The following is a 22846-nucleotide window of genomic DNA, read 5'->3' as shown; positions in this document are numbered from 1 at the left end:
AATGCTTGAAATTAAGAATGTATGGAAAACCTTTAATAAAGGCACAGTAAACGAAAAACAGGCACTCTGCGGAGTTAATCTCACCCTCAATGACGGCGATTTTTGTACGGTAATCGGCGGCAACGGCGCAGGCAAGTCAACAACTCTCAACGCAATTGCGGGCGTGTGGCCTGTTGACTGCGGTCAGATTCTTATTGACGGCAAGGATATTTCCGCATTGCCCGAGCATAAAAGAGCGCCGTACCTCGGCAGAGTATTTCAGGACCCGATGACAGGCACGGTAGCCGATATGGAAATTATAGAAAACCTCGCAATTGCCGCAAGACGAGGCAAAAAACGAGGACTTTCGTGGGGCGTAAAGGCTGACGAAAGATTCCGTTACCGTCAGATGCTTGCAGAGTTTGACCTCGGACTTGAGGACAGAATGTCATCAAAAGTAGGACTTCTCTCGGGCGGTCAGCGTCAGGCAATAACACTTCTTATGGCAACAATCAAAAAGCCGAAACTTCTTCTGCTTGACGAACATACAGCCGCTCTTGACCCGAAAACAGCCGCTAAGGTGCTTGAGCTTTCCGACAAAATCATTGCCGAAAACAACCTTACGGCACTTATGGTAACTCATAATATGCATGACGCAATTACTCACGGCAACCGTCTTATTATGATGAGTGACGGCAAAATTATCCTCAATATCTCAGGTGAAGAAAAGAAAAATCTTACGGTTGAACACCTCCTCGAAATGTTTGAGAAGGCAAGCGGTTCAAAGATCGAAAATGACCGTATGCTTTTAAGTAAGGATAAATAAACTTAATATGAAATAATGAGGCTGTGAAGAAATGAAGCTTAATACTTCGTTCTTCACAGCCTGACTTGTTTTTGTTAGGCTGTTTTTCTACAGCCCCTATTGGTAATATCAATTATTTTTGTTTTCTTTTCTGCACTCTCTTAAGTCTTTTATCATCTTTAAAAACCCATATTCTCTGCATTTTGTAGTTGACTGTCCAAAGCAACAGGTCAACAATAGCTTTTGTAAGAGTTACAGGGACCGGTAAGAACCAAAGTGCAGATACAATAAGCGAACTCGCACACATTATGCAGAAAAACAAAATGAAAAACCTGAGTGCCTGTTTTGTACCGTTATCCGTATTGCCGAAAATAACCTTTCTGTTGATAAGAAAATTTATTCCTCCGGAAACGACTCGTGCCATAAGAGTTGCAAGCATAATGTTAAAGAACATATGTGACGGCAGAATATACGCAAAAACCGTGAACAAAACAAGGTCGACTATCGTACAGCCGATTGACGCCGTTGCAAATCTCAGCGGAGTTCTGTATATAAGATAGGTGTCCTTAACAAGACGAAAATTACTGCTGCAGTTTGTGCAATCGGCAACTATGTTTACAAAGTAAAACGGAACTCTCATATCCGCACATTTTGTGAGGAAATTCATCTCAAAGTCAAAGCGGTTTCCTTTTGTTTTCATAACCGTGTCGTACAAAAATGCGGGAATGCCTCGCAGTCCTGTTTGAGTATCGCTGCAGCTTTTGCCTGTTATAACCTTAAAATATGCAGAAGAAAGGCGGTTGCCTATCCGTATGTTAAGCGGCATTTTGGATTTTTTATAATCTCTTTTTCCAAGAATAAGACAGCCGTTTCTAAGGTCAAGCATACGGCTGATTTTCATAACATCATTTGCAGTGTGCTGACCGTCGGCGTCACAGGTAATATAACCTGTAATGTTATAAAGGTTGTCGTGGGCATACCGTATTCCTGCTTTAAGGCTTGCACCCTTGCCTTTATTATTTTTTAGGTGAACAAGATGACAGCCGATGCTTGTCAGTTCGTTAAAATATTCCGAGTTAGAGTCAAGACCGTCATTGACAACAACAATATGTTCGGCACCAAGCTCCTGAAGATCATTGCAAAGGTTGATTGTATTCTTATTTTCACAATAAATAGGAATAATTACTGCGTGACTCATACGGTTGTTCCTTTCTCTTTTATGCTTTTAGTATACAACAATTTTTCTTTTGTGACAATATTCAATTTTTTTCTATAGTAAACATCGTAACAATTTTTTGTTCAAAAATATAGTTTGTGTCATTATTGGCGTTTTAATAAAAAAATATGGCAAAAATGCCAAAAACTATTTGAAAATCATATCATTTATGTTATACTGTATTGAGCAGATTAAAAAACAGAAAGACGGTGAATTATGTTTAAAAAATTATCAGCAGGGATTCTTTCGGCTCTTATGGTTACTGCCGTTGCAGTATCCGGTACCGGCTGCTCGCAATCTCAACCGGTGTCAATTGACTACAAAACAGCTGACAAGGTGGCTGACGGTGCAATTCTTCAAGCTTTTTGCTGGAACTTCAACACAATAAAGGAGTCAATGGGGGATATTGCCGCAGCAGGCTATTCGGCTGTGCAGACATCTCCGATTAACGAGTGCCTTGAGGGCGAAAACGGCGGTATGGATCTTTACGGTGACGGAAAATGGTATTACCACTATCAACCTACTGATTTCAAAATCGGCAACTATCAGCTCGGTACACGTGATGAATTTAAGGCAATGTGCGATGAAGCTCACAAGTACGGCATAAAGGTAATTGTCGATGTAATTGCAAACCACACTACGCCATCAACCGATGAGGTCAGTGAAGACCTTATCAAGGCAGGCGGCGGAAGTCTTGAAACCCTTTATCACAAGGAGGGCAGAACGCCCCTTAATGATTTCGGCGACAGACTTGCCTGCACCACTCATGAGATGGGAGGACTTCCCGACATCAACACGGAAAGACCTTCGTTCCAAAAGTATTTCTTTAATTACATTAACGATTGTATTGCCTGCGGTGCTGACGGTTTTAGATATGACACTGCAAAGCATATCGGACTTTCCGATGACCCAAAGGAAGATGACGGCTTTAAAAACAACTTCTGGGAAAAAGCAACCAAAGAAGTTGATAATGCAGAAAATCTTTTTATCTACGGTGAAGTGCTTCAGGGCGACAATGACAGACTTGCAGATTATATCAAAGAAATCGGCAGAACCACATCAAGCACCTACGGCGGTAAAATCCGTTCGGGAATTGCAGGCGGCAATATCGACACGGCAGTTGTGTCTGATTATTGGATTGGCAATGCAGACCCGAATATTGTAACATGGGTTGAATCCCATGATAACTACATCAACGACTGTACATACAATAATATCGACAGCGAACAGGTTATCCTCGGCTGGGCAATAATCACGGCAAGAAAAGACGGAACACCGCTCTTCTTTGACCGTCCGTACAACAGCTCAATTGACAATTCATGGGGTATGAACCGAATCGGCACACAGGGCGACGATATGTACAAGGACAACCGTGTTTCTGCGGTGAACTTCTTCAGAACTGCAATGAAGGGCGAAGATGAAAACCTTGTCAATCCTAACCTTGACTCAACCGCACTTATGATTGAAAGAGGTACAAAGGGAGCTGTCATCGTCAACACAAATGATGCTCTCAAGGTTGATTTTGAAACAAATCTTGCTGACGGAACATATGTTGACCGTGTTGACCGTAAGACCGAATATAAGGTTAAAAACGGTAAAATTACCTGTGATACCGATATTCCTGAAAATTCAGTTGTAGTTCTTTATAATGAGGGATACACTGAATATGCAAGACCTGCAAGCGTGGGTGTTGACTCAAAAACAGAATTTACCTACAGTGATGACACATACGAGGTAACTCTCACCTGTTCAAACACCGACAACGCAACATATTCTCTTGACGGAGGAAAGGCTGTTTCGTACAAAGACGGCGACAAAGTAACAATCAAGCACGGGGACAGCGATGTTTCAAAGCTTGAGCTTCGTGCAGAAAATGCCGAAGGCGTCAAAACTTACGAAAGACTTGAATTTACCTATATATAATGAAATTTACAGTTTTTCATCACAATAAAAATTTTACTTCACCGTATAATATTTTCAGTGACGGTGACGCATCCGACATCCGGCAATGTTATCGGAATCAGACCATTGCCGTGGTGCCGGACAAAAATTATACATAAGAATAACGGAGGTAACAAAGCATGAGCAAACTTAAAGGCGCAAAAATGGAAGGAAGCAAAGTGCCGGCAGAGCAGATTAAGAATCCCGATCTCGTTGCCGCAATTGAAAAGATGCAGGAGGACAACACAACCGAAAATATCAATAAGATGATTGATGAGGTTATGAAAGCAAAATTCATTCTCCCCGCAAAGGTAACACCAAAGACAGAGGCTAAAACAACCAACGGTCAGACTGTTATGCAGCAGTCAACTCAGGTTCAGTTCAGACTTCTTGAAAACGGCAACAAAGAAAAATTCTTTGGCGTATTCACAGATACCGATGAGCTTTTCAAGTGGAAGGACACCCAGGAGTCACAGAAGGTTGTTACTGACTTTGACAGTATAGCACAGATGGTAATGGACCCGCAGGCTGATGTAGTAGGCTTTGTAATCAATCCTTTCGGCAAAAGCGTAACATTCCCTAAACAGATGGTTCATTCCTTTAAACAGCAGAAGGATTATATGAATCTTAAAAAGCAGACTATTGAACCCGGTGCGCCGATAAGCCTCGGAGAGCCAAAAGAATATCCTATTGATCTTATGGCTGCCCTGATAAATCACTTCAGCACAGAGCCGACCGTAAATGCTGCATATCTTCGCTTGATTGAGCAGAACGGTCAGAAGAGCTATTTCATTGTGGTTGATTTCTTCGGTGATATGGAAAGCACATTCGATGCAATCAGCAAGGTTGCAAATCCGTTCCTTGACGATGAAATCCAGCTTTCAATGATGCCGTATTCAATGGATTTTGCAAAAAATGCAGTAAAGGGTGTTGAACCTTTCTACAGGAAAGAAAACTGATTATTCAAATATTGTTTTTGAAAAACATTAAATCCGCTGACATAAACTGTCAGCGGATTTTTATGGTCAAAATATGTTGTGATATAGTCAAAATAAACTTTGTTTAATTAAGCCTACAAAACTTTGCACAATAACTTGTACAAAGAAACAAAAATGTGATAATGAATTGAAAAAACAAGTGCAAAATGCTATAATAAAAGCAATCATATTGCCAATGATTAAAAATAAGGAGGAATCAATAAAATGAAAAGGACAAGAAAATTCACGAGCATTGTTCTTGCCGCACTTATGGTGCTTTCAACACTTATTGTGTCGGCAGGTGGCGTTTCGGCAGCAACATCGTCAGGCTCAGAGGTGTACTTTGACAACTCAAAGTTCGGATGGAAGGATGTTTATGTTTACGCATACGGCACAAAGGAAAATGCCGAATGGCCGGGAGAGCTTATGACAAAAGAGGACAGCGGTCTTTATAAGGCAAGCTTTGCGTCTTCTTTTAAATCGGAAAAAATCATCTTCAACAACGGTCTTGAAAAAGGCAAGGGTAAGGAGCAGTATCCTGAGGCAGCAGGTCTTTCACTCAAAGCCGGCGAATGTAAAATGCTCACAGCCGAAAAGCAGTGGATTGATTACGGCAAGCCTGATGATCACGCTTACGGTTACACACTTACAGCAAACAATACGGCTTTTTCAACAGAATCACTTGATGTAAAGCTTGCGTTAAAGAATGCCGACAAGGGCTATTACTCAGTTGACGGTTCAGCTAAGAAAGAGTTTGTAAACGGTGATTCGGTAAAAGTCGGCGAGGGTAAAATTGGTAACTCAAGAATTTCGCTTACACTCTATGCAACAGGTGCAGACGGGGTTGAAACGGAGCAGACATATACCTTCAAAAAGACTTTTACAGCGTCAAAGACAACTTTCTCCGCTAAATCAGACGGCCATACAACAGAGCCTGAGGGCGGCTATTACGGCACAAACCCTGAAATGCAGCTCGGCAAGCATAAGACAATCTCTGTTGACGGTGATTTAAGCGACTGGGACAGCTCAATGATTATTGCTCAGGGTGTTGCAAACGATGATCCCCGAGTTTATATGCCTTCTTCAATGCATGAACAGCCGTGGGATGCTTATGCTCTCTACAGTGCATGGGACGACGATAATCTTTATTTCCTGCTTGAAATGGCTAACACAACATACATAACTTCTCCCGAGGACAACTTTGCCGCATCAAATGAAGCCCGTCCTTGGAGAAACAGTATTCCTATGTATCTTGCTTTGTCAATTGACCCTGCAAAGCAGGCAACAGGCAAGGCAGTAGGTACAAACAAGGACGGTTCTGTGTATACCAATCCGTTCGCATGGGGTTGCACAAACGGCACTGCAAAAGACGGAGGCACAGGCTTTACAACTCATATAGACACACTTGTTGCCTTTGACTCCAACAACTCAAACGGCGGTGCTTCAATCTTTAAGGCAGATACTCAAGACACAGACGGAACATATATGTTCAACTATGATACAAGAATTCCAATCGGTGTAACAAGCTTTCAGGCTCAGGACAATAAAAACGGATTTAAAATCAAATACGCTAACGGCACAAAAAGCACTTCCATCTTCGGTATCAACGCTCCAAAGGGTTCAAGAGTAATGGGCGATAACCTCGATATGAACTCAAACTGGGTTGACTTCTTCGATGAAGGTTACAAGAACTCATACGGCTATGTTTACGAAATTGCAGTTCCGCTCAATACTTTAGGTATTGACCGCAGCTACATTGAAACACAGGGTATCGGTGCAATGCAGATTCTCACATACGGCACATCGGGCATGGACACACTTCCGCATGATCCGTCAATGCTTGATCAGGCAAATCTTGAGTACAGCTACGATCCTTCAACCTCACACGAGAAAGAGGATATCGACAACATCACAGTTCCGCTTGCAAGAATCGGCGCACTTCTTCCCGACACAGAAATAAACGAAGCTCCGCTTGAAGTGAACTTTGGCGCAAACCTCAATTCTGGACAGAATGCAGGCACACCTATCACACTTTCCGCAGAAAGCTATCATGCAACAGGAGATGTTACTTACACATTTACGGTGAACGGCGAAACCGTTCAAAGCTCAACAGCAGATTCATATGTATGGATTCCGACAGCCGACGGCACATATTCAATCGGTGTGGTTGCAGTTGATGCAAACGGCAACAAAGCAGAGTCAACAAAAACATTTGTTGTAGGTTCTTCTTCGCCCGATGAAACTCTCAAGGGCGATGTTAACCGTGACGGCAGAGTAACTGTTGTTGACGCAACACTTGTACAGAAGTATGTTGTAAGCCTTGTAGAATTTGACAGCGAAACACTTAAGGTTGCTGATATAAATGGTGACGGAGAGGCTAATGTTGTTGATTCAACTTTGATTCAGAAAATAGTTTCCGGACTTCTTGTTTAATAATTAAACAATCTAATTAACATTTGGCGGTTGTACTTAGCAGTATGACCGCCTTTTTATGCAACAAAAATGGCTGTGCATTCGCACAACCATAAACTTTGTTTGCTTTATTAAAGTCTGACCGAAATTCCTTTTTCGTTGAGATATTTTTTTAGCTTGGGGATCGGAATTTCGCCAAAGTGGAAGAGAGATGCCGCAAGAACTGCGTCAGCCTTGCCCTCGGTAAACGCATCATAAAAATGCTCAAGAGCGCCCGCACCGCCGCTTGCAATAACAGGAATGTTCACCTTTTCTGAAACTGCCCTTGTAAGTGCAATGTCATAGCCTTTTTTCTGACCGTCCTCGTCCATACTTGTGAGCAAAATTTCGCCTGCACCGAGTTCTTCACACTTAGCAGCCCATTCGATTGCATCCATACCTACAGGAGTTCTTCCGCCGTTCACATAAACTTCCCAGCTGTTTCCGCTTCTCTTGGCATCTATAGCGGCAACAACGCACTGACTGCCGAATTTATAAGCCGCCTCGCTGATGAGCTCGGGACGATGAACAGCGGCTGAATTTACGGACACCTTGTCTGCGCCGGCTCTGAGCAGAACATTAAAATCGTCAACGCTTCTGATACCGCCGCCGACTGTGAACGGAATGAAGATTGAATTTGCAACCTTTTCAACCATGTCAATGGTGATGTTTCTTGAATCGCTTGACGCGGTAATGTCGAGAAATACAAGCTCGTCAGCACCCTGTTTGTCATACTGCATTGCAGATTCAACGGGATCGCCTGCGTCAACAAGATTTACAAAACTCATACCTTTAACAACTCTGCCGTTTTTTACATCAAGGCAGGGGATTATTCTTTTTGCGTACATAATTATTCCTCCCTGCCTTTTACAATGTCGGCAAAATTTCTGAGAATTTTAAGTCCGGTTTCACCGCTTTTTTCCGGATGAAACTGAGTTGCAAAAACATTGCCTTTTTCAACAGCGGCATCAATTGTAACACCGTATTCTGTCTGAGCCGAAACAATGCTCCTGTCGCTTGCGTTCAAAAAATATGAGTGAACAAAATAAACATATGCATTCTGTTCGATGCCTTTGAAAAGTCTGCTCTTTTCATTGATTTTAAGGCTGTTCCAACCGATGTGCGGAATCTTTAAGCCTTCGCCTGACGGAATCTTTGTGATTGTACCGTCAAAAACCGAAAGACCTTTTACATTCGGACTCTCTTCACTTTCAGGAAAGAGGAGCTGAAGTCCAAGACAAATGCCTAAAAACGGTTTCCCGCTGTTTATGTACTCAATAACAGTGTCTTTAATGCCATAGGACTTCATTGTATCCATTGTATCGCCAAACGAACCGACACCCGGCAAAACAGCACCGTCTGCATTTAAAATTTCGTTTTTATCTCTTGTAATCACGCAGTCGCAGCCGATGTGCTTTAACGCCTTGTAAACACTGCGAATGTTGCCTGCGCCGTAATCAATAACCGATATCATTTTTATCAACTCCGTCATTTGCTTTCTGTTAAACAATTTTACCATACAACCTTTATTATTGCAACATAAACCGACGCATATTTCATAATTCCGTAAAATTTACAATAATTTAATTTATATCTTATTGTAAATTGCAAGTTCTTGTGCTAAAATGAATTGGTTAAGACAGTGTATCTGTTTTCACTATTTAAAATGGGAGATATTGAGAAAAATGATTACTCATTTGCTTACAAGAATAGATTTAATGATGAATTCCCTCTCAAAGGGACAAAAACGAATTGCTCTTTTTATCGAAGAGCATTACGATAAGGCGGCATTTATGACCGCATCAAAGCTCGGCGAAACTGTCGGAGTCAGCGAAAGTACTGTTGTACGGTTTGCCACCGAGCTCGGCTATGACGGCTACCCTAAGCTTCAAAAAGCAATGCAGGAGATGATTCGCAACAAGCTCACATCTGTTCAGCGAATCGAAGTTACCTCAAACCGTATCGGCAATGACAATGTGCTTGACAGCGTTCTTAATCAGGATATCGACAAAATCCGCAGAACCATTGAAGAAACTTCCCATGAAGATTTTGCCCGTGCAGTTGACGAAATCTGCAAGGCAGAGCGTATTTACATATTCGGTGTGCGTTCAACAGCCGCAATCGCAAATTTCCTTGCATATTATTTTGAAATGATTTTTGACAATGTGCGTGTTATAACGAGCGGCAGTCAAACCGAAACCTTTGAACAGATTTTCAGAATCACCGACAAAGATGTTATGATTGGTATTTCATTTCCACGTTACAGTTCAATGTCGGTTGAGGCAATGGATTTTGCCCGTTCAAGAGGTGCTCACGCAATTGCAATTACCGACAGTATGGTTTCTCCGCTTGTTCAAAGTGCCGATTCAGTACTTATTGCAAGAAGCGATATGGCTTCAATTGTCGATTCACTCGTTGCGCCGTTAAGTCTTATCAACGCTCTCATCGTTGCAACCGTGCTTAAAAAGAAGGATGAGGTTTCCGACACATTCCGCAGACTTGAGCTTGTGTGGAACCGTGACGGAGTTTATACCAACCGTGAAATGGAGATAGTGGGTAATATAGAAGATGATGACAAGTAAAAAAGTTGTGGTAATCGGGGCAGGTGCGGCAGGTCTTATGGCCGGTGCAACTGCGGCACTCTACGGTGCGTCAGTTACGATAATCGAAAAGAACAAGCGTGTCGGCAGAAAAATTATGATAACGGGCAAGGGAAGATGTAACCTTGCCAACAACTGCGATGTACAGACTTTTATCAATAATGTTCCCGTAAACGGAAGATTCCTCTACTCGGCAATCAACGCATTTACTCCCGAGGATACAATCGAATTTTTTGAATCCAAAGGACTTAAAACAAAGACCGAAAGAGGAAACCGTGTGTTTCCGGCATCCGACAGATCTGTAGATGTTGTTGATACAATGCATAATTATGCCGTTGAATCCGGCTGTAAAATAGTGTGCGACACAGCAAATTCCCTTATCCTTGAGGACGGTGCAGTTATAGGCGTTAAATGCGAAGAAAACACCTACTATGCCGACAGCGTAATTATCTGCTGCGGCGGAAAAAGTTATCCGCTCACAGGCTCGACAGGTGACGGATATACACTTGCAAAACAGGCAGGACACACAATTGTTCCGTTAAAACCGTCCCTTGTACCGTTTACTTCCAACGATAAACAATGCAAGGATATGCAGGGGCTTGCACTTAAAAATGTTGCGCTCAGAATAGTTGATAAGAACAGTAAAAAAACTGTTTACAGCGACTTTGGAGAAATGCTGTTTACACATTTCGGAATGAGCGGTCCGATGATTTTGTCGGCAAGCTCACACCTCCGCGTTATTCAGCCCGACCGCTACATTGCGGAAATTGACCTCAAGCCGGCACTTGATTTTGAACATCTCGACAGGCGTATTCAAAATGATTTTAAAGAAAATTCAAACCGTGATGTTTCAAACGCATTTTCAAAGCTTTTGCCGAGAAAAATCATAGTTCCCGTTCTCAAACGCTGGGGAGTTCCCTTTGACAAAAAGTGTAATTCAATTACAAAGGAGGAGCGGCACGCTCTTTGTGAAATTCTAAAATGCTTTACGGTTGAAATCAGCGGTTTCAGACCGATTGAGGAGGCAATCATAACCTCAGGCGGTGTAAAAACTTCCGAAATCAACCCGAAAACCATGGAAAGCAAGCTTGTAAGCGGTCTGTATTTTGCAGGCGAAGTAATTGACTGCGATGCCTACACAGGCGGTTTTAACCTCCAAATTGCATGGAGTACCGGACGGCTTGCAGGAGAAAACAGTGCATATATCTGATTTGATTATACATAATAATTTTGATTGAAAGGATGTAATTTATGTCAATAGCAATCGCTTTGGACGGTCCTGCAGGCGCAGGAAAATCCTCAATTGCAAAAAGAGTTGCAAAGGCACTTGACTATATTTATGTTGATACAGGAGCGCTTTACCGTACAATCGGACTTTCGGCAACAAGAAACTCCGTTGCTCCCGAAGATGAAAATGCGGTAAAGAATTTGCTTTCTAAAATCACAGTTGACCTAACATTCAATGAAAAGGGCGAGCAGATTGTTCTGCTTGACAGCGAAGATGTGTCCGGACTCATCAGAACTCCCGAGGCGTCAATGATGGCGTCAAAAATTTCTGCCGTACCGATTGTAAGAGCATATCTTCTTGATTTGCAGAGAAATATGGCAAAAACTCATAATGTGATTATGGACGGCAGAGATATCGGCACAGTTGTTCTGCCTGACGCTCAGGTTAAAATTTTCCTCACAGCTTCCCCCGAGGCAAGAGCCGAAAGAAGATATAAGGAGCTTGTTGAAAAGGGTATGGATGTAAAGTACGACGACATTTTAAACGATGTAATAACCCGTGACTACAACGATACTCACCGCAAAACTGCTCCGCTCAAGCCTGCCGAGGGCTGTGTTATGATAGACACAACAGAGCTTGATTTTGAGCAGTCGGTCGAAAAAATAATTTCCGTTATAAAGGAGAATATCTGATGGGACAGTCAAAGGCACTTTACGCAGTCGGCAAAGTTGTCTGCAAGCCTATTTTCAAACTTTTGTACAGATATATAACCGTAATTGAACAGCCGCTTCCGCTTGAGGGAGGCTTGATTATTGCAAGCAACCATATTTCAAACTCAGATCCGGTTCTTCTCGGTTTGTCGCAGAAAAAGCGCAGACTGTTTTTTATGGCAAAAATTGAACTTTTTAAAAATAAATTCTTCGGTGCGTTAATCCGTGCGCTCGGTGCATTCCCCGTTGAAAGGGGTGCAGGTGACGGCAAGGCTATCAAGACAGGCGAAGACCTTATCCGTGACGGCGAGATTATGACAATCTTTATTGAGGGCGGTCGTTCCAAAACAGGTGAGCTTATGCGTCCCCGCAGCGGATGTGCTCTTGTTGCACAGCAAATGCAGGTGCCTGTTGTTCCTGCCTGCATTACAATCGTAGGCAACAAAAAGCATACATTTGCAAAAAGGGTTATTCACTTTGGAAAGCCCCTCACACCCGAAAAGCTCGGACTTACTCCGGACAGCGGAAGAAGAGAGCTTAAGGGTGCAACAACCATGATTATGGACGAAATCAAAAGAATGAGGGAGCAGGATTTAATTGAGTATAAAAAAGGCTGATTCGGCAGGTTTTTGCTTCGGTGTCAACCGTGCAATCAATATTGTAAACGAATTGCTCAAAAAAGGAATAAAGGTTGCAACTCTCGGACCGATTATTCACAATATGGAAATGGTTCATGAGCTTGAAGAAAAGGGATGCACTCCCGTTGAGTCCGTTGACGAGCTTTCAAATGATACAACGCTTGTAATCCGTTCGCACGGAGTCGGAAAGAGTGTGATTGATGCCCTTGAAGAAAGAGGTATTAACTATGAGGACGCAACCTGTCCCTTTGTTAAAAAAATCCACAAGATTGTATCAAGCACAAGTCCCGATAGTGATGTTGTTTTGATTGCAGGAAATAAAAATCATCCTGAGGTTTGCGGCATAATCGGTCATTGTGCAAGCGACTGTTACACCTTTAACAATGAAGCAGAGCTTGATGATTTATTGCCAAATATTCTGAAAAAGAATAATAAACAGGTTAAAATTGTCGCACAGACAACATTTGACACACAAGAATGGAAAAAATGTGTAAAAAAGATAAAAAAGCTATGTACAAATGCGAAAATATTTGATACAATATGTAATGCTACGCAAGTTAGGCAAACCGAAGCTTCTCAAATTGCTGCCGAGTCCGACTTTATGGTTGTAATCGGCGACAGGCACAGCTCTAATACAGGAAAGCTTTTTGATATATGCAAAAGGCAGTGTGAGAACACAGTTCTCATTGAAACAGCTGCCGAGCTTGATTTGAACAAGGTTTCGGATGCCGAAACAATCGGCGTAACTGCGGGTGCTTCAACGCCTGCAAGGATAATAAAGGAGGTACTGGATACAATGAGTGAAGTAAAATCCGGTGAAACAAATTTGGAACCATCTTTTGAGGAGATGCTTGAGGAGTCCCTCAAAAACTTTAATACAAACGAGAGGGTAATGGGCACAGTTCTGAGCATAGCTCCCAACGAAGTTCAGGTTGATGTCGGCAGAAAGCAGACAGGCTTTATTCCTGCTTCCGAGCTTTCAAACGATCCCAACGCAAGACCCGAGGATGTAGTTAAAGTCGGCGATGTTATTGAGCTTCTTATTATGAAGACCAATGATCAGGAAGGCACTATCATGCTTTCAAAGCGCAGAGTAGATGCACAGAAGGGTTGGGAAGAGCTCAAAGAAAAGGCAGAGTCACAGGAGGTTCTCTCCGGCAAGGTTACTGAGGCTGTTAAGGGCGGCGTAATCGTTCTCTACAACGGCTCAAGAATCTTTATCCCTGCATCACAGGCAACAGCAACCCGTGAAGAGAGTCTTGAAGACCTCGTTGGTCAGAATGTTGATTTCAGACTTATCGAAGTTTCACAGAACGGCAGACGCAGAAGAGCTATCGGCTCAATTCGCAGCGTGCTTAAGGAGCAGAGAGCCGCTCAGCGTGAAGAGTTCTGGAAGACTTGCGAGGTTGGCAAGCGTTACAAGGGTGTTGTTAAGTCACTTACAAGCTACGGCGCATTTGTTGACCTTGGCGGTGCATTTGGTATGATTCACATTTCAGAGCTTTCATGGACGCACATTAAGCATCCGAGCGAGGTTGTTAATGTAGGCGATACAGTTGATGTTTACATAAAGGACATCAACGAAGAAACAAAGAAGATTTCTCTCGGCTTCAAGAATGCCGAAGACAATCCGTGGGAAATCCTCAAGAACAACTATCCCGAGGGAACAGTTGTTAAGGCTACAATCGTCGGTCTTACAACATTCGGTGCTTTTGCAAACATCATCCCGGGTATTGATGGTCTTATCCACATTTCTCAGATTGCTAACAAGAGAATTGAGAAGCCCGCTGATGTACTTAAGGTTGGCGATGTTGTTGAAGCCAAGATTACTGCAATCGACTTTGACAAGAAGCGTGTAAGCCTTTCAATGCGTGCACTTCTTCCTGAAAATGAGCAGGCTCCTGCAGAGTCTAATGAAGAAGCCGCTGAATAATCAGAGCTTTTGCGGGCACCCGAAAGGGTGCCCTTTTGTTAAAAAATAAATCGGGTATAAGCTTATGAAAAGACTGATTTCACTTTTATCGGCTGTAATTATGATTGCTTGCGTCAGCGTCAGCAAGAGCCGTGCCTATGAAGAATACAATCTGTCGGGTATTATCAGCTGTTCTGACATAAAGAGCGACAGTAACAGCAAGGGCGGATATGTGTGTGCTTTTTCAGGGAATACTGTGTTTTCGGCAAGGCTTGTACCCGATTTTTCTGCTTACAATTTTACTGTAAGCGGTCACATAAGGGGAGTGTCGCAGAGCGGCAAATATACAAATGCACTTGTGTTTGATGACGCATTTACTAATAAATATTCTGTTTATTCTCTTGATACCGACAATGGCAATGTCCGTAAAACTTCTTTTAACGATAAAAATTTCAGAACCGATTCTTTTTCTGTAAGCGATAACTGTGTGTACTACATAAAAACCGACAGCACATATGCTTATGTTGCGTGTGTTGATTTATCAACCGGCAGGAAAACAAAAATAAACTTTAGTCAGAATGCAAACGAAATATTTAATAATAACGGAAAATCTTATGTGAGGCTGTATGACGGCTCAGTTTGCAGACTTTCACAAGCATCCTCTGCCTGTGTTGCAAATACGGGTGAATTTAGAAATATTGCTAACGCAGGAATAAATAAGGTTATCAATCAAGACGGGTTTATTGTTTCTTTATCAGACAATTCAAGAGAATATGTGTCGAATGCGGAATTTGGCAAGGTTTCTGCATCTGACGGCAAAGTGTTTATTGCGGTGAATTACCGCCTCAGCCGCAAAGCTTCCGATAAAACCCAAAGCGTGTCAATTCCGAAAGCTGCAAAAGCGGTTGTAGCTTATAAAAATCGTTGCGGTATTTTGCTTGATAACGGAACTGTTTGTGTATACGAACCGTCTGATTTTCAGGAAAAGAAAATTATCAACAACAATAACAACAACAGTAACAGCAACAACAATAATAATAATGATAATAATCGCCACGATTCCTCCAAAACAGATAATCAGGCGGTAAATTCCGATTATATAATTTCAGACGGTATGATTTACGGAATTTACAGCGGAGAAACCGTTGCCGATTTCAAAAACAAAACTTCTGCTGAAAATGTATATAAGGCGGACGGTACGATTGCAAAGAGCGGAAAGCTGAAAACAGGTTTTACAACCGTTATAAACTCAAAGATTTATGTCATTGCAGTTTGCGGAGATGTGACGGGCGAGGGCAATGTAAATTCAAGGGATGTCACGCTTTTGCAAAAACACCTCTGTGATAATGCCGAATTAGATGGTGCATATCTCAAAGCCGCCGATTTTAACCTTGACGGCGAAGCAGATAACCGTGACCTTGTCTTAATTTCAAGGCAAAAGAATTGACAAAACAAAAACCGCCCCAATCGGAGCGGTTTAATTCATTTTGTCAGAAATAAACTTTATCAGTCCATTTCCCAGTTGTGCCATACATTCTGGATATCGTCGTTATCCTCGAACATATCAAGCATCTTCTGCATCTTTGTTGCAGTTTCTTCGTCCTCAAGCTTTGTGTATGTGCTTGGAACCATTTCAATTTCAGCAGAAACGAATGTGTAGCCGAGCTTTTCAAGCTCATCTCTTACAGCGCCGAAATCATCTGTTTCTGTGTAAATTGTAAATACATCATCGTCAGCCTCAAAGTCTGATGCACCGCACTCAAGAGCGTCGCTCATCACGGTGTCTTCATCCTTTTCAAGGTCTTCACGCTCAATAACGAGAACGCCCTTCTTCGAGAACATAAAGCTTACACAACCCTGTGTACCCATATTGCCGCCAAACTTATCAAAGTAATGTCTTACCTCGCCTGCTGTTCTGTTTCTGTTGTCTGTAAGTGCTTCAACAATTACGGCAACGCCGTTTGGACCGTAGCCCTCATATGTAACAGCCTCATAGTTTGTAGCGTCGGCATCGCTTGACGCTTTCTTGATGATTCTTTCAATGTTGTCATTAGGTACATTTGCAGCCTTTGCTTTTGCAATACAATCCTTGAGCTTTGAGTTAACGGAAGGATCGGCACTGCCGCCCTCTTTGATGGCAACAATAAGCTCTCTGCCGATTTTTGTAAATACCTTAGCTCTTGCTGCATCGTTTTTGCCCTTTTTCTGCTTGATTGTACTCCATTTGTTATGTCCTGACATAAATATCATTCCTTTGTCAATAAAGTATAATTATCTTATTAAGTATATCACACACACCTTTGTGATGTAAACAAAAAAAGTTATTACAGTTTTGTAATAACTCCATTGTCAAATACAGCCTGTGGTGTTATAATCTATGTTGTAGAAAAAGGATGTCTTTAAGACGGTTGAAATTTGAGCGGCTAACGCTCTTCTGCATAGATTGCAAATATGTAAAAATACAGCTTATATGCTTTGAAATATAATTTTACGAAGGGAGTTTTTGAAATGATCAGATCAATGACCGGTTTCGGAAGATGTGAAACCGTTATCAACGGTCGGGAGATTACCGTTGAAATTAAAAGTGTGAACCACCGCTATTTTGAATTTTCCTGCAGAACCCCAAGAAGTTACGGATTCCTTGATGACAAACTTAAAAACTATGTAAATTCAAGGGTTTCACGAGGCAAGATTGATATGCTTGTATCAATCGGTGCTTCCGATGAAGAACCCTGTGATGTAACGGTTAATCATCAGCTTGTTTCCGGATATATCAATGCTTTTGATGAAATCAGCAAAAAGTACGGTATTCCAAATGATGTTTCCGCAGTTTCGCTCTCACGCTTTCCGGATGTTTTCACGGTTCACAAAGCACCTGAGGACGAGGATCAGATTACTGCCGATGTCCTTTCAGCGGCAAAAATTGCCGTTGACGCTTTTGTAGCAATGCGTGAAACTGAGGGCGAGAAGATGAAAGAAGATATTCTTTCAAGAGCCAACACAATTCTTTCTGTTGTAGGTGAAATTGAGGAGCGTTCTCCGCAGACTGTTGCCGAGTATGAACAAAGACTTATGGAACGCATCAAGCAGACGCTTGCCGAAAATGATGTTAAGGTTGACGAACAGAGAGTTCTCACAGAGGTTGCCGTATTTGCGGATAAGGTAGCCGTTGCGGAGGAAACCGTAAGACTGCGCAGCCACTTTGACCAGCTTTCAAAGTTTCTTGAATATGATGAGCCTGTCGGCAGAAAAATTGACTTTATCATTCAGGAAATGAACCGTGAATCAAATACAATCGGTTCAAAGGTTCAGGATGCAATTCTTGCACATAAGGTTGTTGACATCAAGAGTGAGATTGAAAAAATCCGTGAACAGGTTCAGAATATCGAATAAGGTGAACAGATGAAGCTTATTAATATCGGTTTTGGTAATCTTGTCAGCTCCGACAAGATTGTTGCAGTAGTTGCTCCGGACTCTGCTCCCGTAAAGCGAATTGTTCAGGATGCAAAACAGAACAGTTTGCTTATTGACGCAACCTGCGGACGAAAATGCAAATCGGTGATTGTTGCCGAGAATAATCATGTTATTCTCTCGGCAATTTCATGTGAGGCAATTCAGAACAGAACGGACGAAAGTGAGGAAAACAAGGATGAGCATTAACAGAAAAGGAAATCTTATTTTGTTTACCGGTTCATCGGGTGTAGGCAAGGGTACAATAATTAAGGAACTTCTTGACCGTGACAAAAATATCCGTCTTTCGGTTTCAAACACAACAAGAGAACCGAGAGAGGGAGAGATTGACGGGGTTCATTATAACTTTTTGACAAGAGAACAGTTCAACGATGTTTTGAAAAAAGACGGCTATCTTGAACACGCAGAGTTTTGCGGTAATCTCTACGGCACACCTAAAAAGCAAGTTGAAGATATGCTCAATCAGGGTTATGATGTTCTGCTTGAGATTGAGGTCAAGGGCGGACTTCAGATTCTTGACAAATATCCCGACATTCTCAGTATTTTCATTCTTCCGCCTTCAATGGAGTCGCTTGAAAGACGGCTTCGCAGAAGAGGTACAGAGGATGAAGAAACTATTCGGAAAAGGCTTGCGCAGGCTGCCGAGGAAATCAGCTACAAGGACAGATATAAGTACAATGTGGTAAACGGCGACCTTGAAACAGCAATAAATGAGGTTCTCGATATTCTTCATAAAGAGGATGAAAACCTCATTAAATAATATACAAAGAAAATTAACATAAAATATTTTAAGAGGAGAATTATTATGCATAAAGTTGATGTGGATTCATTATTACAGGGTAAGCAGAGTAAGTACGCACTTGTTGTAGGTGTTGCAAAAAGAGCAAGAGAAATTACTCAGACTTTTGAAGAGGAACAGATTGTAACAGAGGATAAGCCTGTTCTCATCGCAATCAAGGAAATCGAAGGTCATGAAATCAACATTCTTGAGCCTGACGAAGATGAACTCTGATTTAACGGTCAAAGTTGCCGTTGAAAACACAACATATGTTTTCGACAAATTATTTGACTACCTTGTACCGTCTGCTTTTACCGATTTGGTTCAGGTCGGCAAAAGGGTTCTCATTCCGTTCGGCAGAGGCAACAAAAAGAAACAGGGTATAATTTTTGAGCTTTCTCCCGTGAGTGATGACATTCTGGTTGAAAAGCTCAAAAGCGTTTGTTCCGTTCTTGATGACGAGCCTGTCCTGTCAAAAGAACTTTTGGAGCTTGCCGAGTTTATGAAAGAGCATTATTTCTGCACCTATTACGATGCGGTAAAAACAATGCTTCCTGCGGGCATAAATTACAAAATCACAACGCTTTACGGTGTTCGTGAGGGCATAAACGAAGAAGAACTTTCCGAAGAACAGCAAAGAATTTTTGCTTACCTTCATTCAAAAAGAAAAGCCGTAAAGTCTGATAAGCTTCTTGACGATTTCGGATTAGATAACACGGCTGTTCTTGAAGATATGGTAAAGTCGGGTTATCTTTACAAATCCGATGAGGCTTTCAGAAGGGTTTCGGATGCGGTTATGAAAATGGCTGCTCCGACCGAACTTGCCGACAGCGACAATATCAAGCTTACCGAAAAGCAGAAAGCCGTTCTCGACCTTATCAAAATGACAGGCGGAACTTCCGTTAAAGAGGTTTGTTACTTCACGGGTGTCACAACAGGCGTTACGGACGCACTTTATAAAAAAGGTCTTATCTACTATTATGACGAAGAAGTGTTCCGCATTGAGGACAGAACAAAGGATGAAAGCCTTGCCCCTGTTGCATTGTCAGAACAACAGCAGACAGCCTGCGATAATCTCTATGCAGAATATGCCGATTCAAAACCGCACACAAGTCTTTTGTTCGGTGTTACAGGCTCGGGAAAAACAAGCGTTTTTATGAAACTGATTGAGCGTGTAATAAACGATAACAAAGGTATTATAGTTATGGTACCTGAAATTTCGCTTACACCGCAGTTTGTTTCAACCTTTTCAAAGCGTTTCGGCGAGCAGATTGCCGTATTTCACAGTGCACTTTCACTCGGTGAAAGGCTTGACGAATATAAACGCGTTAAAAAAGGTCTTGCAAAAATCGTTATAGGAACACGAAGTGCCGTGTTTGCTCCGTTTAAAAAAGTCGGACTTATCATCATGGATGAGGAGCAGGAGTACAGCTATAAGTCGGAAAGCTCCCCCAGATATCATGCAAGAGAAATCGCAAAATTCAGATGCAGCTACGATAATGCCTTGCTTGTTCTAAGCTCGGCAACCCCGTCGGTTGAATCATATTACTACGCAGAAAACGGAAGATATTCGCTTAACACGCTCACCGAGAGGTACGGCGATGCGGTTTTGCCGAAGGTTGTTGTCGCAGACATGAATGTTGAACAGCAAAATGGCAATGTAACGGGATTTTCCGAAACCCTGCTTGAAAATCTGCACTATAATCTTGAAAATAACAAGCAGTCAATTCTGCTTTTAAACAGAAGAGGGCACAATACATTTGTAACCTGCCGAATGTGCGGCGAACCTGTTGTGTGTCCCAACTGTTCAATATCGCTCACATATCACAGCGCAAACCGCAGATTGATGTGTCACTACTGCGGATATTCCGCACCTTACACGGATGAATGTCCGTCCTGTCACAGCAAATCTTTAAGATTTGGAGGAACAGGCACTCAAAAGGCTGAAAGTGAAATTTCAGAGCTTTTTCCCGATGCAAGAATTTTGCGTATGGATACCGACGCAACATCTTCAAAATCATCCTATGAAAGGATGATAACGGCATTTGCAGACGGTAAGTACGATATTCTTGTGGGAACACAAATGGTTGCAAAGGGACTCAATTTTCCCAATGTGACGCTTGTGGGTGTTCTCAACACTGACTATATGCTGTATGCCGATGATTACAGAAGCTACGAAAGAACATTTTCTCTTTTAACTCAGGTAGTCGGCAGAAGCGGCAGAGGGGCGTCAAAGGGTATGGCTGTTATTCAGTCCTACACTCCCGACAACCTTATAATCTCTATGGCGGCAAGGCAGGATTATCTTGCCTTTTATAACACCGAAATTCAGGTCAGAAAAGCAATGCTTTATCCGCCTTTTGCAGATATTTGCGTAATCGGCTTTTCGGGGGAAAAACAGCAGCTTACAATGAAAGCCGCCAACAGCTTTTTGCAATGCTTTGTCAGTCACGCAAAAAGCGAATATCCTGCCATTCCTTTGAGAATACTCGGTCCGTCACCTGCAAGCGTTGTTAAGGTGAGCAATAAATTCAGATATAAACTTATAATAAAATGTAAGAATAACCGTGATTTCAGAACACTTCTCTCAGCGGTTATGATAGAATTTGCAAAGAACAAGGAATTTGGAAGGGTCAGCACATATGCGGATATGAACGCTCTGACCTGTTAGTGAAAGGAATATAATTTATGGCTTTAAGACAAATTGTAAAAGAGGGCGACAGCGTTCTCACCAAAAAATGCAGACCTGTCGTAAAGTTTGATGACCGCCTTGCGGAACTTATTGACGATATGATCGAAACCTTGCACAAGGCTGAGGGAGTGGGACTTGCCGCTCCTCAGGTCGGAATTTTAAGAAGAGTTGTAGTTATTGATGTCGGCGAAGGTCCGATTGAACTTGTAAATCCGAAAATTATCGCTTACAGCGGCAAGCAGGAAACTCTTGAAGGCTGTCTTTCAATCCCCGGCAAGTGGGGGTACACAGTAAGGCCCGATTATGTAAAGGTTAAGGCTCAGGACAGACACGGTGACGAATTTGTTATTGATGGCAAGGATTTGCTTGCAAAGGCTTTTTGTCACGAACTCGACCATCTTGAGGGAATCCTCTTTACTCAGGTTGCAACAAGAATGCTGACTCCTGCCGAAATTGAAGAAATGAATAGCTGATAAACAGGTGAAGATATGAAAATAATTTATATGGGTACTCCCGATTTTGCCGTACCTGCACTCAAGGCTCTTGCAAATTCGGAACATGAGGTTTGCGCCGTGTTTACACAACCCGACAAGCCGAGGGGAAGAAAGATGATAATGACTCCTCCCGATGTCAAGGTGTGCGCAGAAAAGCTGAACATTCCCGTGTATCAGCCCGAAACCTTTAAGGACGGCAAACCTCTTGAAATTATCAATAAATATAATCCCGATGTCATTGTTGTTGCGGCTTACGGAAAAATTCTTCCCAAGTCGGTTCTTGACTCTGCAAAGTACGGCTGCATCAATCTTCACGGCTCGCTTTTGCCTAAATACAGAGGCGCATCTCCTATTCAGCAGAGCGTATTGAACGGTGACAGGGAAACCGGTGTAACGGCTATGCAAATGGATGTCGGACTTGACACAGGTGACATTCTGAAGGTCGTTAAAACGGAAATCGGTGTGAATGAAACCTCGGGAGAGCTTTTTGACCGTCTTTCTCTTATGGGCGGAGAGCTTATTCTTGACACACTTTCTGCTCTTGAAAAGGGCGAAATCACTCCGATTAAGCAGGACGAAAGCCTTGCAACTCACACTTCAAAAATTGACAAATCGCTTTGTCCGATTGATTTTACAAAACCGGCATTTGAGGTGCATAATAAAATCAGAGGACTTAATCCGTGGCCGATTGCCACAACCGAAATTAACGGTAAAAAGATAAAGGTTCATTCTTCTTTGCTCTGTGAAAAGAGCGGAAAAGCGGGAACTGTAATCAGCACAAAACCGCTGATTGTTGCCTGCGGTGAAAAGTCGGTTGAGCTTTGTGAAATTCAGCCTGAGGGCAAAAAGAAAATGACCGCCGAGGCATTTCTTGCCGGCCACAGGCTTTCTGTCGGCGATGTAATCGGTTAAAAATTCCCGTCTGCAATATGCAGACAGAAAGGTGTTTGATTT

At 42.3% G+C, this 22846-nt stretch carries 21 protein-coding genes; 17 read left to right on the top strand and 4 right to left on the bottom strand.

What is annotated here, in order from left to right; all coding sequences use genetic code 11:
• The first annotated feature begins 1 nt into the window (after position 1).
• On the top strand, positions 2 to 805 hold the full coding sequence (locus RBATCC27255_RS06620; RefSeq protein ID WP_101029279.1) for an ABC transporter ATP-binding protein: 804 nt from the start codon (positions 2 to 4) through the stop codon (positions 803 to 805).
• A gap of 112 nt (positions 806 to 917) precedes the next feature.
• Here RBATCC27255_RS06620 and RBATCC27255_RS06615 read toward each other — a convergent pair whose 3' ends face one another.
• Positions 918 to 1982, bottom strand: coding sequence for a bifunctional glycosyltransferase family 2/GtrA family protein (locus tag RBATCC27255_RS06615; RefSeq protein ID WP_101029278.1), 1065 nt, complete (start codon positions 1980 to 1982; stop codon positions 918 to 920).
• Positions 1983 to 2216: 234 nt separating this feature from the next.
• Between RBATCC27255_RS06615 and RBATCC27255_RS06610 the strand changes: the two genes are divergently transcribed.
• The 3 genes from RBATCC27255_RS06610 (at position 2217) to RBATCC27255_RS06600 (ending at position 7351) form a co-directional block, all read left to right on the top strand.
• Positions 2217 to 3923: an alpha-amylase family glycosyl hydrolase gene (locus RBATCC27255_RS06610; protein WP_101029277.1), complete on the top strand. Its 1707-nt coding sequence runs from the start codon at positions 2217 to 2219 to the stop codon at positions 3921 to 3923.
• Between the two features lie 158 nt (positions 3924 to 4081).
• Positions 4082 to 4900, top strand: coding sequence for an enhanced serine sensitivity protein SseB (locus RBATCC27255_RS06605; protein WP_101029276.1), 819 nt, complete (start codon positions 4082 to 4084; stop codon positions 4898 to 4900).
• Between the two features lie 243 nt (positions 4901 to 5143).
• Positions 5144 to 7351: a starch-binding protein gene (locus RBATCC27255_RS06600; protein WP_101029275.1), complete on the top strand. Its 2208-nt coding sequence runs from the start codon at positions 5144 to 5146 to the stop codon at positions 7349 to 7351.
• 110 nt (positions 7352 to 7461) lie between these two features.
• Here RBATCC27255_RS06600 and hisF read toward each other — a convergent pair whose 3' ends face one another.
• On the bottom strand, positions 7462 to 8217 hold the full coding sequence (hisF, locus tag RBATCC27255_RS06595; protein ID WP_101029274.1) for an imidazole glycerol phosphate synthase subunit HisF: 756 nt from the start codon (positions 8215 to 8217) through the stop codon (positions 7462 to 7464).
• Positions 8218 to 8219: 2 nt separating this feature from the next.
• Complete coding sequence (gene hisH, locus RBATCC27255_RS06590; protein WP_101029273.1) at positions 8220 to 8843, bottom strand: imidazole glycerol phosphate synthase subunit HisH; 624 nt, start codon at positions 8841 to 8843, stop codon at positions 8220 to 8222.
• A gap of 211 nt (positions 8844 to 9054) precedes the next feature.
• Between hisH and RBATCC27255_RS06585 the strand changes: the two genes are divergently transcribed.
• From RBATCC27255_RS06585 to RBATCC27255_RS10315, 6 genes are all read left to right on the top strand, one after another.
• Positions 9055 to 9951: a MurR/RpiR family transcriptional regulator gene (locus RBATCC27255_RS06585; RefSeq protein ID WP_101029272.1), complete on the top strand. Its 897-nt coding sequence runs from the start codon at positions 9055 to 9057 to the stop codon at positions 9949 to 9951.
• Complete coding sequence (locus RBATCC27255_RS06580; RefSeq protein WP_101029271.1) at positions 9938 to 11179, top strand: BaiN/RdsA family NAD(P)/FAD-dependent oxidoreductase; 1242 nt, start codon at positions 9938 to 9940, stop codon at positions 11177 to 11179. The genes RBATCC27255_RS06585 and RBATCC27255_RS06580 overlap by 14 nt, the downstream gene beginning before the upstream one ends.
• Before the next feature lie 41 nt (positions 11180 to 11220).
• Positions 11221 to 11889 carry a (d)CMP kinase gene (gene cmk, locus RBATCC27255_RS06575; RefSeq protein ID WP_101029270.1) on the top strand — a complete coding sequence of 223 codons (669 nt, stop codon included), beginning with the start codon at positions 11221 to 11223 and terminating at the stop codon, positions 11887 to 11889.
• On the top strand, positions 11889 to 12524 hold the full coding sequence (locus tag RBATCC27255_RS06570) for a lysophospholipid acyltransferase family protein (RefSeq protein WP_101029269.1): 636 nt from the start codon (positions 11889 to 11891) through the stop codon (positions 12522 to 12524). Before cmk ends, RBATCC27255_RS06570 begins: the two co-directional genes overlap by 1 nt.
• Complete coding sequence (locus tag RBATCC27255_RS06565) at positions 12505 to 14478, top strand: bifunctional 4-hydroxy-3-methylbut-2-enyl diphosphate reductase/30S ribosomal protein S1 (RefSeq protein ID WP_101029268.1); 1974 nt, start codon at positions 12505 to 12507, stop codon at positions 14476 to 14478. The genes RBATCC27255_RS06570 and RBATCC27255_RS06565 overlap by 20 nt, the downstream gene beginning before the upstream one ends.
• 64 nt (positions 14479 to 14542) lie before the next feature.
• A complete protein-coding gene (locus tag RBATCC27255_RS10315) occupies positions 14543 to 15904 on the top strand; it encodes a dockerin type I repeat-containing protein (protein WP_147639980.1) in 1362 nt (453 codons plus the stop codon).
• Positions 15905 to 15963: 59 nt separating this feature from the next.
• On the opposite strand, the gene RBATCC27255_RS06555 is transcribed toward RBATCC27255_RS10315, so the two are convergent.
• A complete protein-coding gene (locus RBATCC27255_RS06555; RefSeq protein WP_101029266.1) occupies positions 15964 to 16698 on the bottom strand; it encodes a YebC/PmpR family DNA-binding transcriptional regulator in 735 nt (244 codons plus the stop codon).
• A 267-nt stretch (positions 16699 to 16965) separates the two neighbouring features.
• Here RBATCC27255_RS06555 and RBATCC27255_RS06550 point away from each other — a divergent pair, with 267 nt between their 5' ends.
• The 7 genes from RBATCC27255_RS06550 to fmt are packed head-to-tail and all read left to right on the top strand — an operon-like array spanning position 16966 to position 22804.
• Entirely contained in the window at positions 16966 to 17850 is an 885-nt protein-coding gene (locus tag RBATCC27255_RS06550) for a YicC/YloC family endoribonuclease (protein ID WP_101029265.1), read from the top strand.
• A 9-nt stretch (positions 17851 to 17859) separates the two neighbouring features.
• Entirely contained in the window at positions 17860 to 18117 is a 258-nt protein-coding gene (locus RBATCC27255_RS06545; RefSeq protein ID WP_101029264.1) for a DUF370 domain-containing protein, read from the top strand.
• Positions 18107 to 18688: a guanylate kinase gene (gene gmk, locus RBATCC27255_RS06540; protein WP_015523741.1), complete on the top strand. Its 582-nt coding sequence runs from the start codon at positions 18107 to 18109 to the stop codon at positions 18686 to 18688. The genes RBATCC27255_RS06545 and gmk overlap by 11 nt, the downstream gene beginning before the upstream one ends.
• 45 nt (positions 18689 to 18733) lie before the next feature.
• Positions 18734 to 18940, top strand: coding sequence for a DNA-directed RNA polymerase subunit omega (rpoZ, locus tag RBATCC27255_RS06535; RefSeq protein ID WP_015523742.1), 207 nt, complete (start codon positions 18734 to 18736; stop codon positions 18938 to 18940).
• Positions 18930 to 21377, top strand: coding sequence for a primosomal protein N' (gene priA / locus RBATCC27255_RS06530; protein ID WP_101029263.1), 2448 nt, complete (start codon positions 18930 to 18932; stop codon positions 21375 to 21377). The genes rpoZ and priA overlap by 11 nt, the downstream gene beginning before the upstream one ends.
• Positions 21378 to 21394: 17 nt before the next feature.
• Positions 21395 to 21871 (top strand): peptide deformylase, encoded by a 477-nt coding sequence (gene def, locus RBATCC27255_RS06525; RefSeq protein ID WP_101029262.1) that lies wholly within the window; start codon positions 21395 to 21397, stop codon positions 21869 to 21871.
• Positions 21872 to 21886: 15 nt separating this feature from the next.
• Positions 21887 to 22804 carry a methionyl-tRNA formyltransferase gene (gene fmt / locus RBATCC27255_RS06520; protein ID WP_015523745.1) on the top strand — a complete coding sequence of 306 codons (918 nt, stop codon included), beginning with the start codon at positions 21887 to 21889 and terminating at the stop codon, positions 22802 to 22804.
• The last annotated feature ends 42 nt before the right edge of the window (positions 22805 to 22846 follow it).

The sequence above is a fragment of the Ruminococcus bromii genome (assembly GCF_002834225.1).
Classification (GTDB): domain Bacteria; phylum Bacillota; class Clostridia; order Oscillospirales; family Acutalibacteraceae; genus Ruminococcoides; species Ruminococcoides bromii.
Note: the sequence above shows the minus strand (reverse complement) of the source record. Positions and strands in the feature narration are given on the sequence as shown.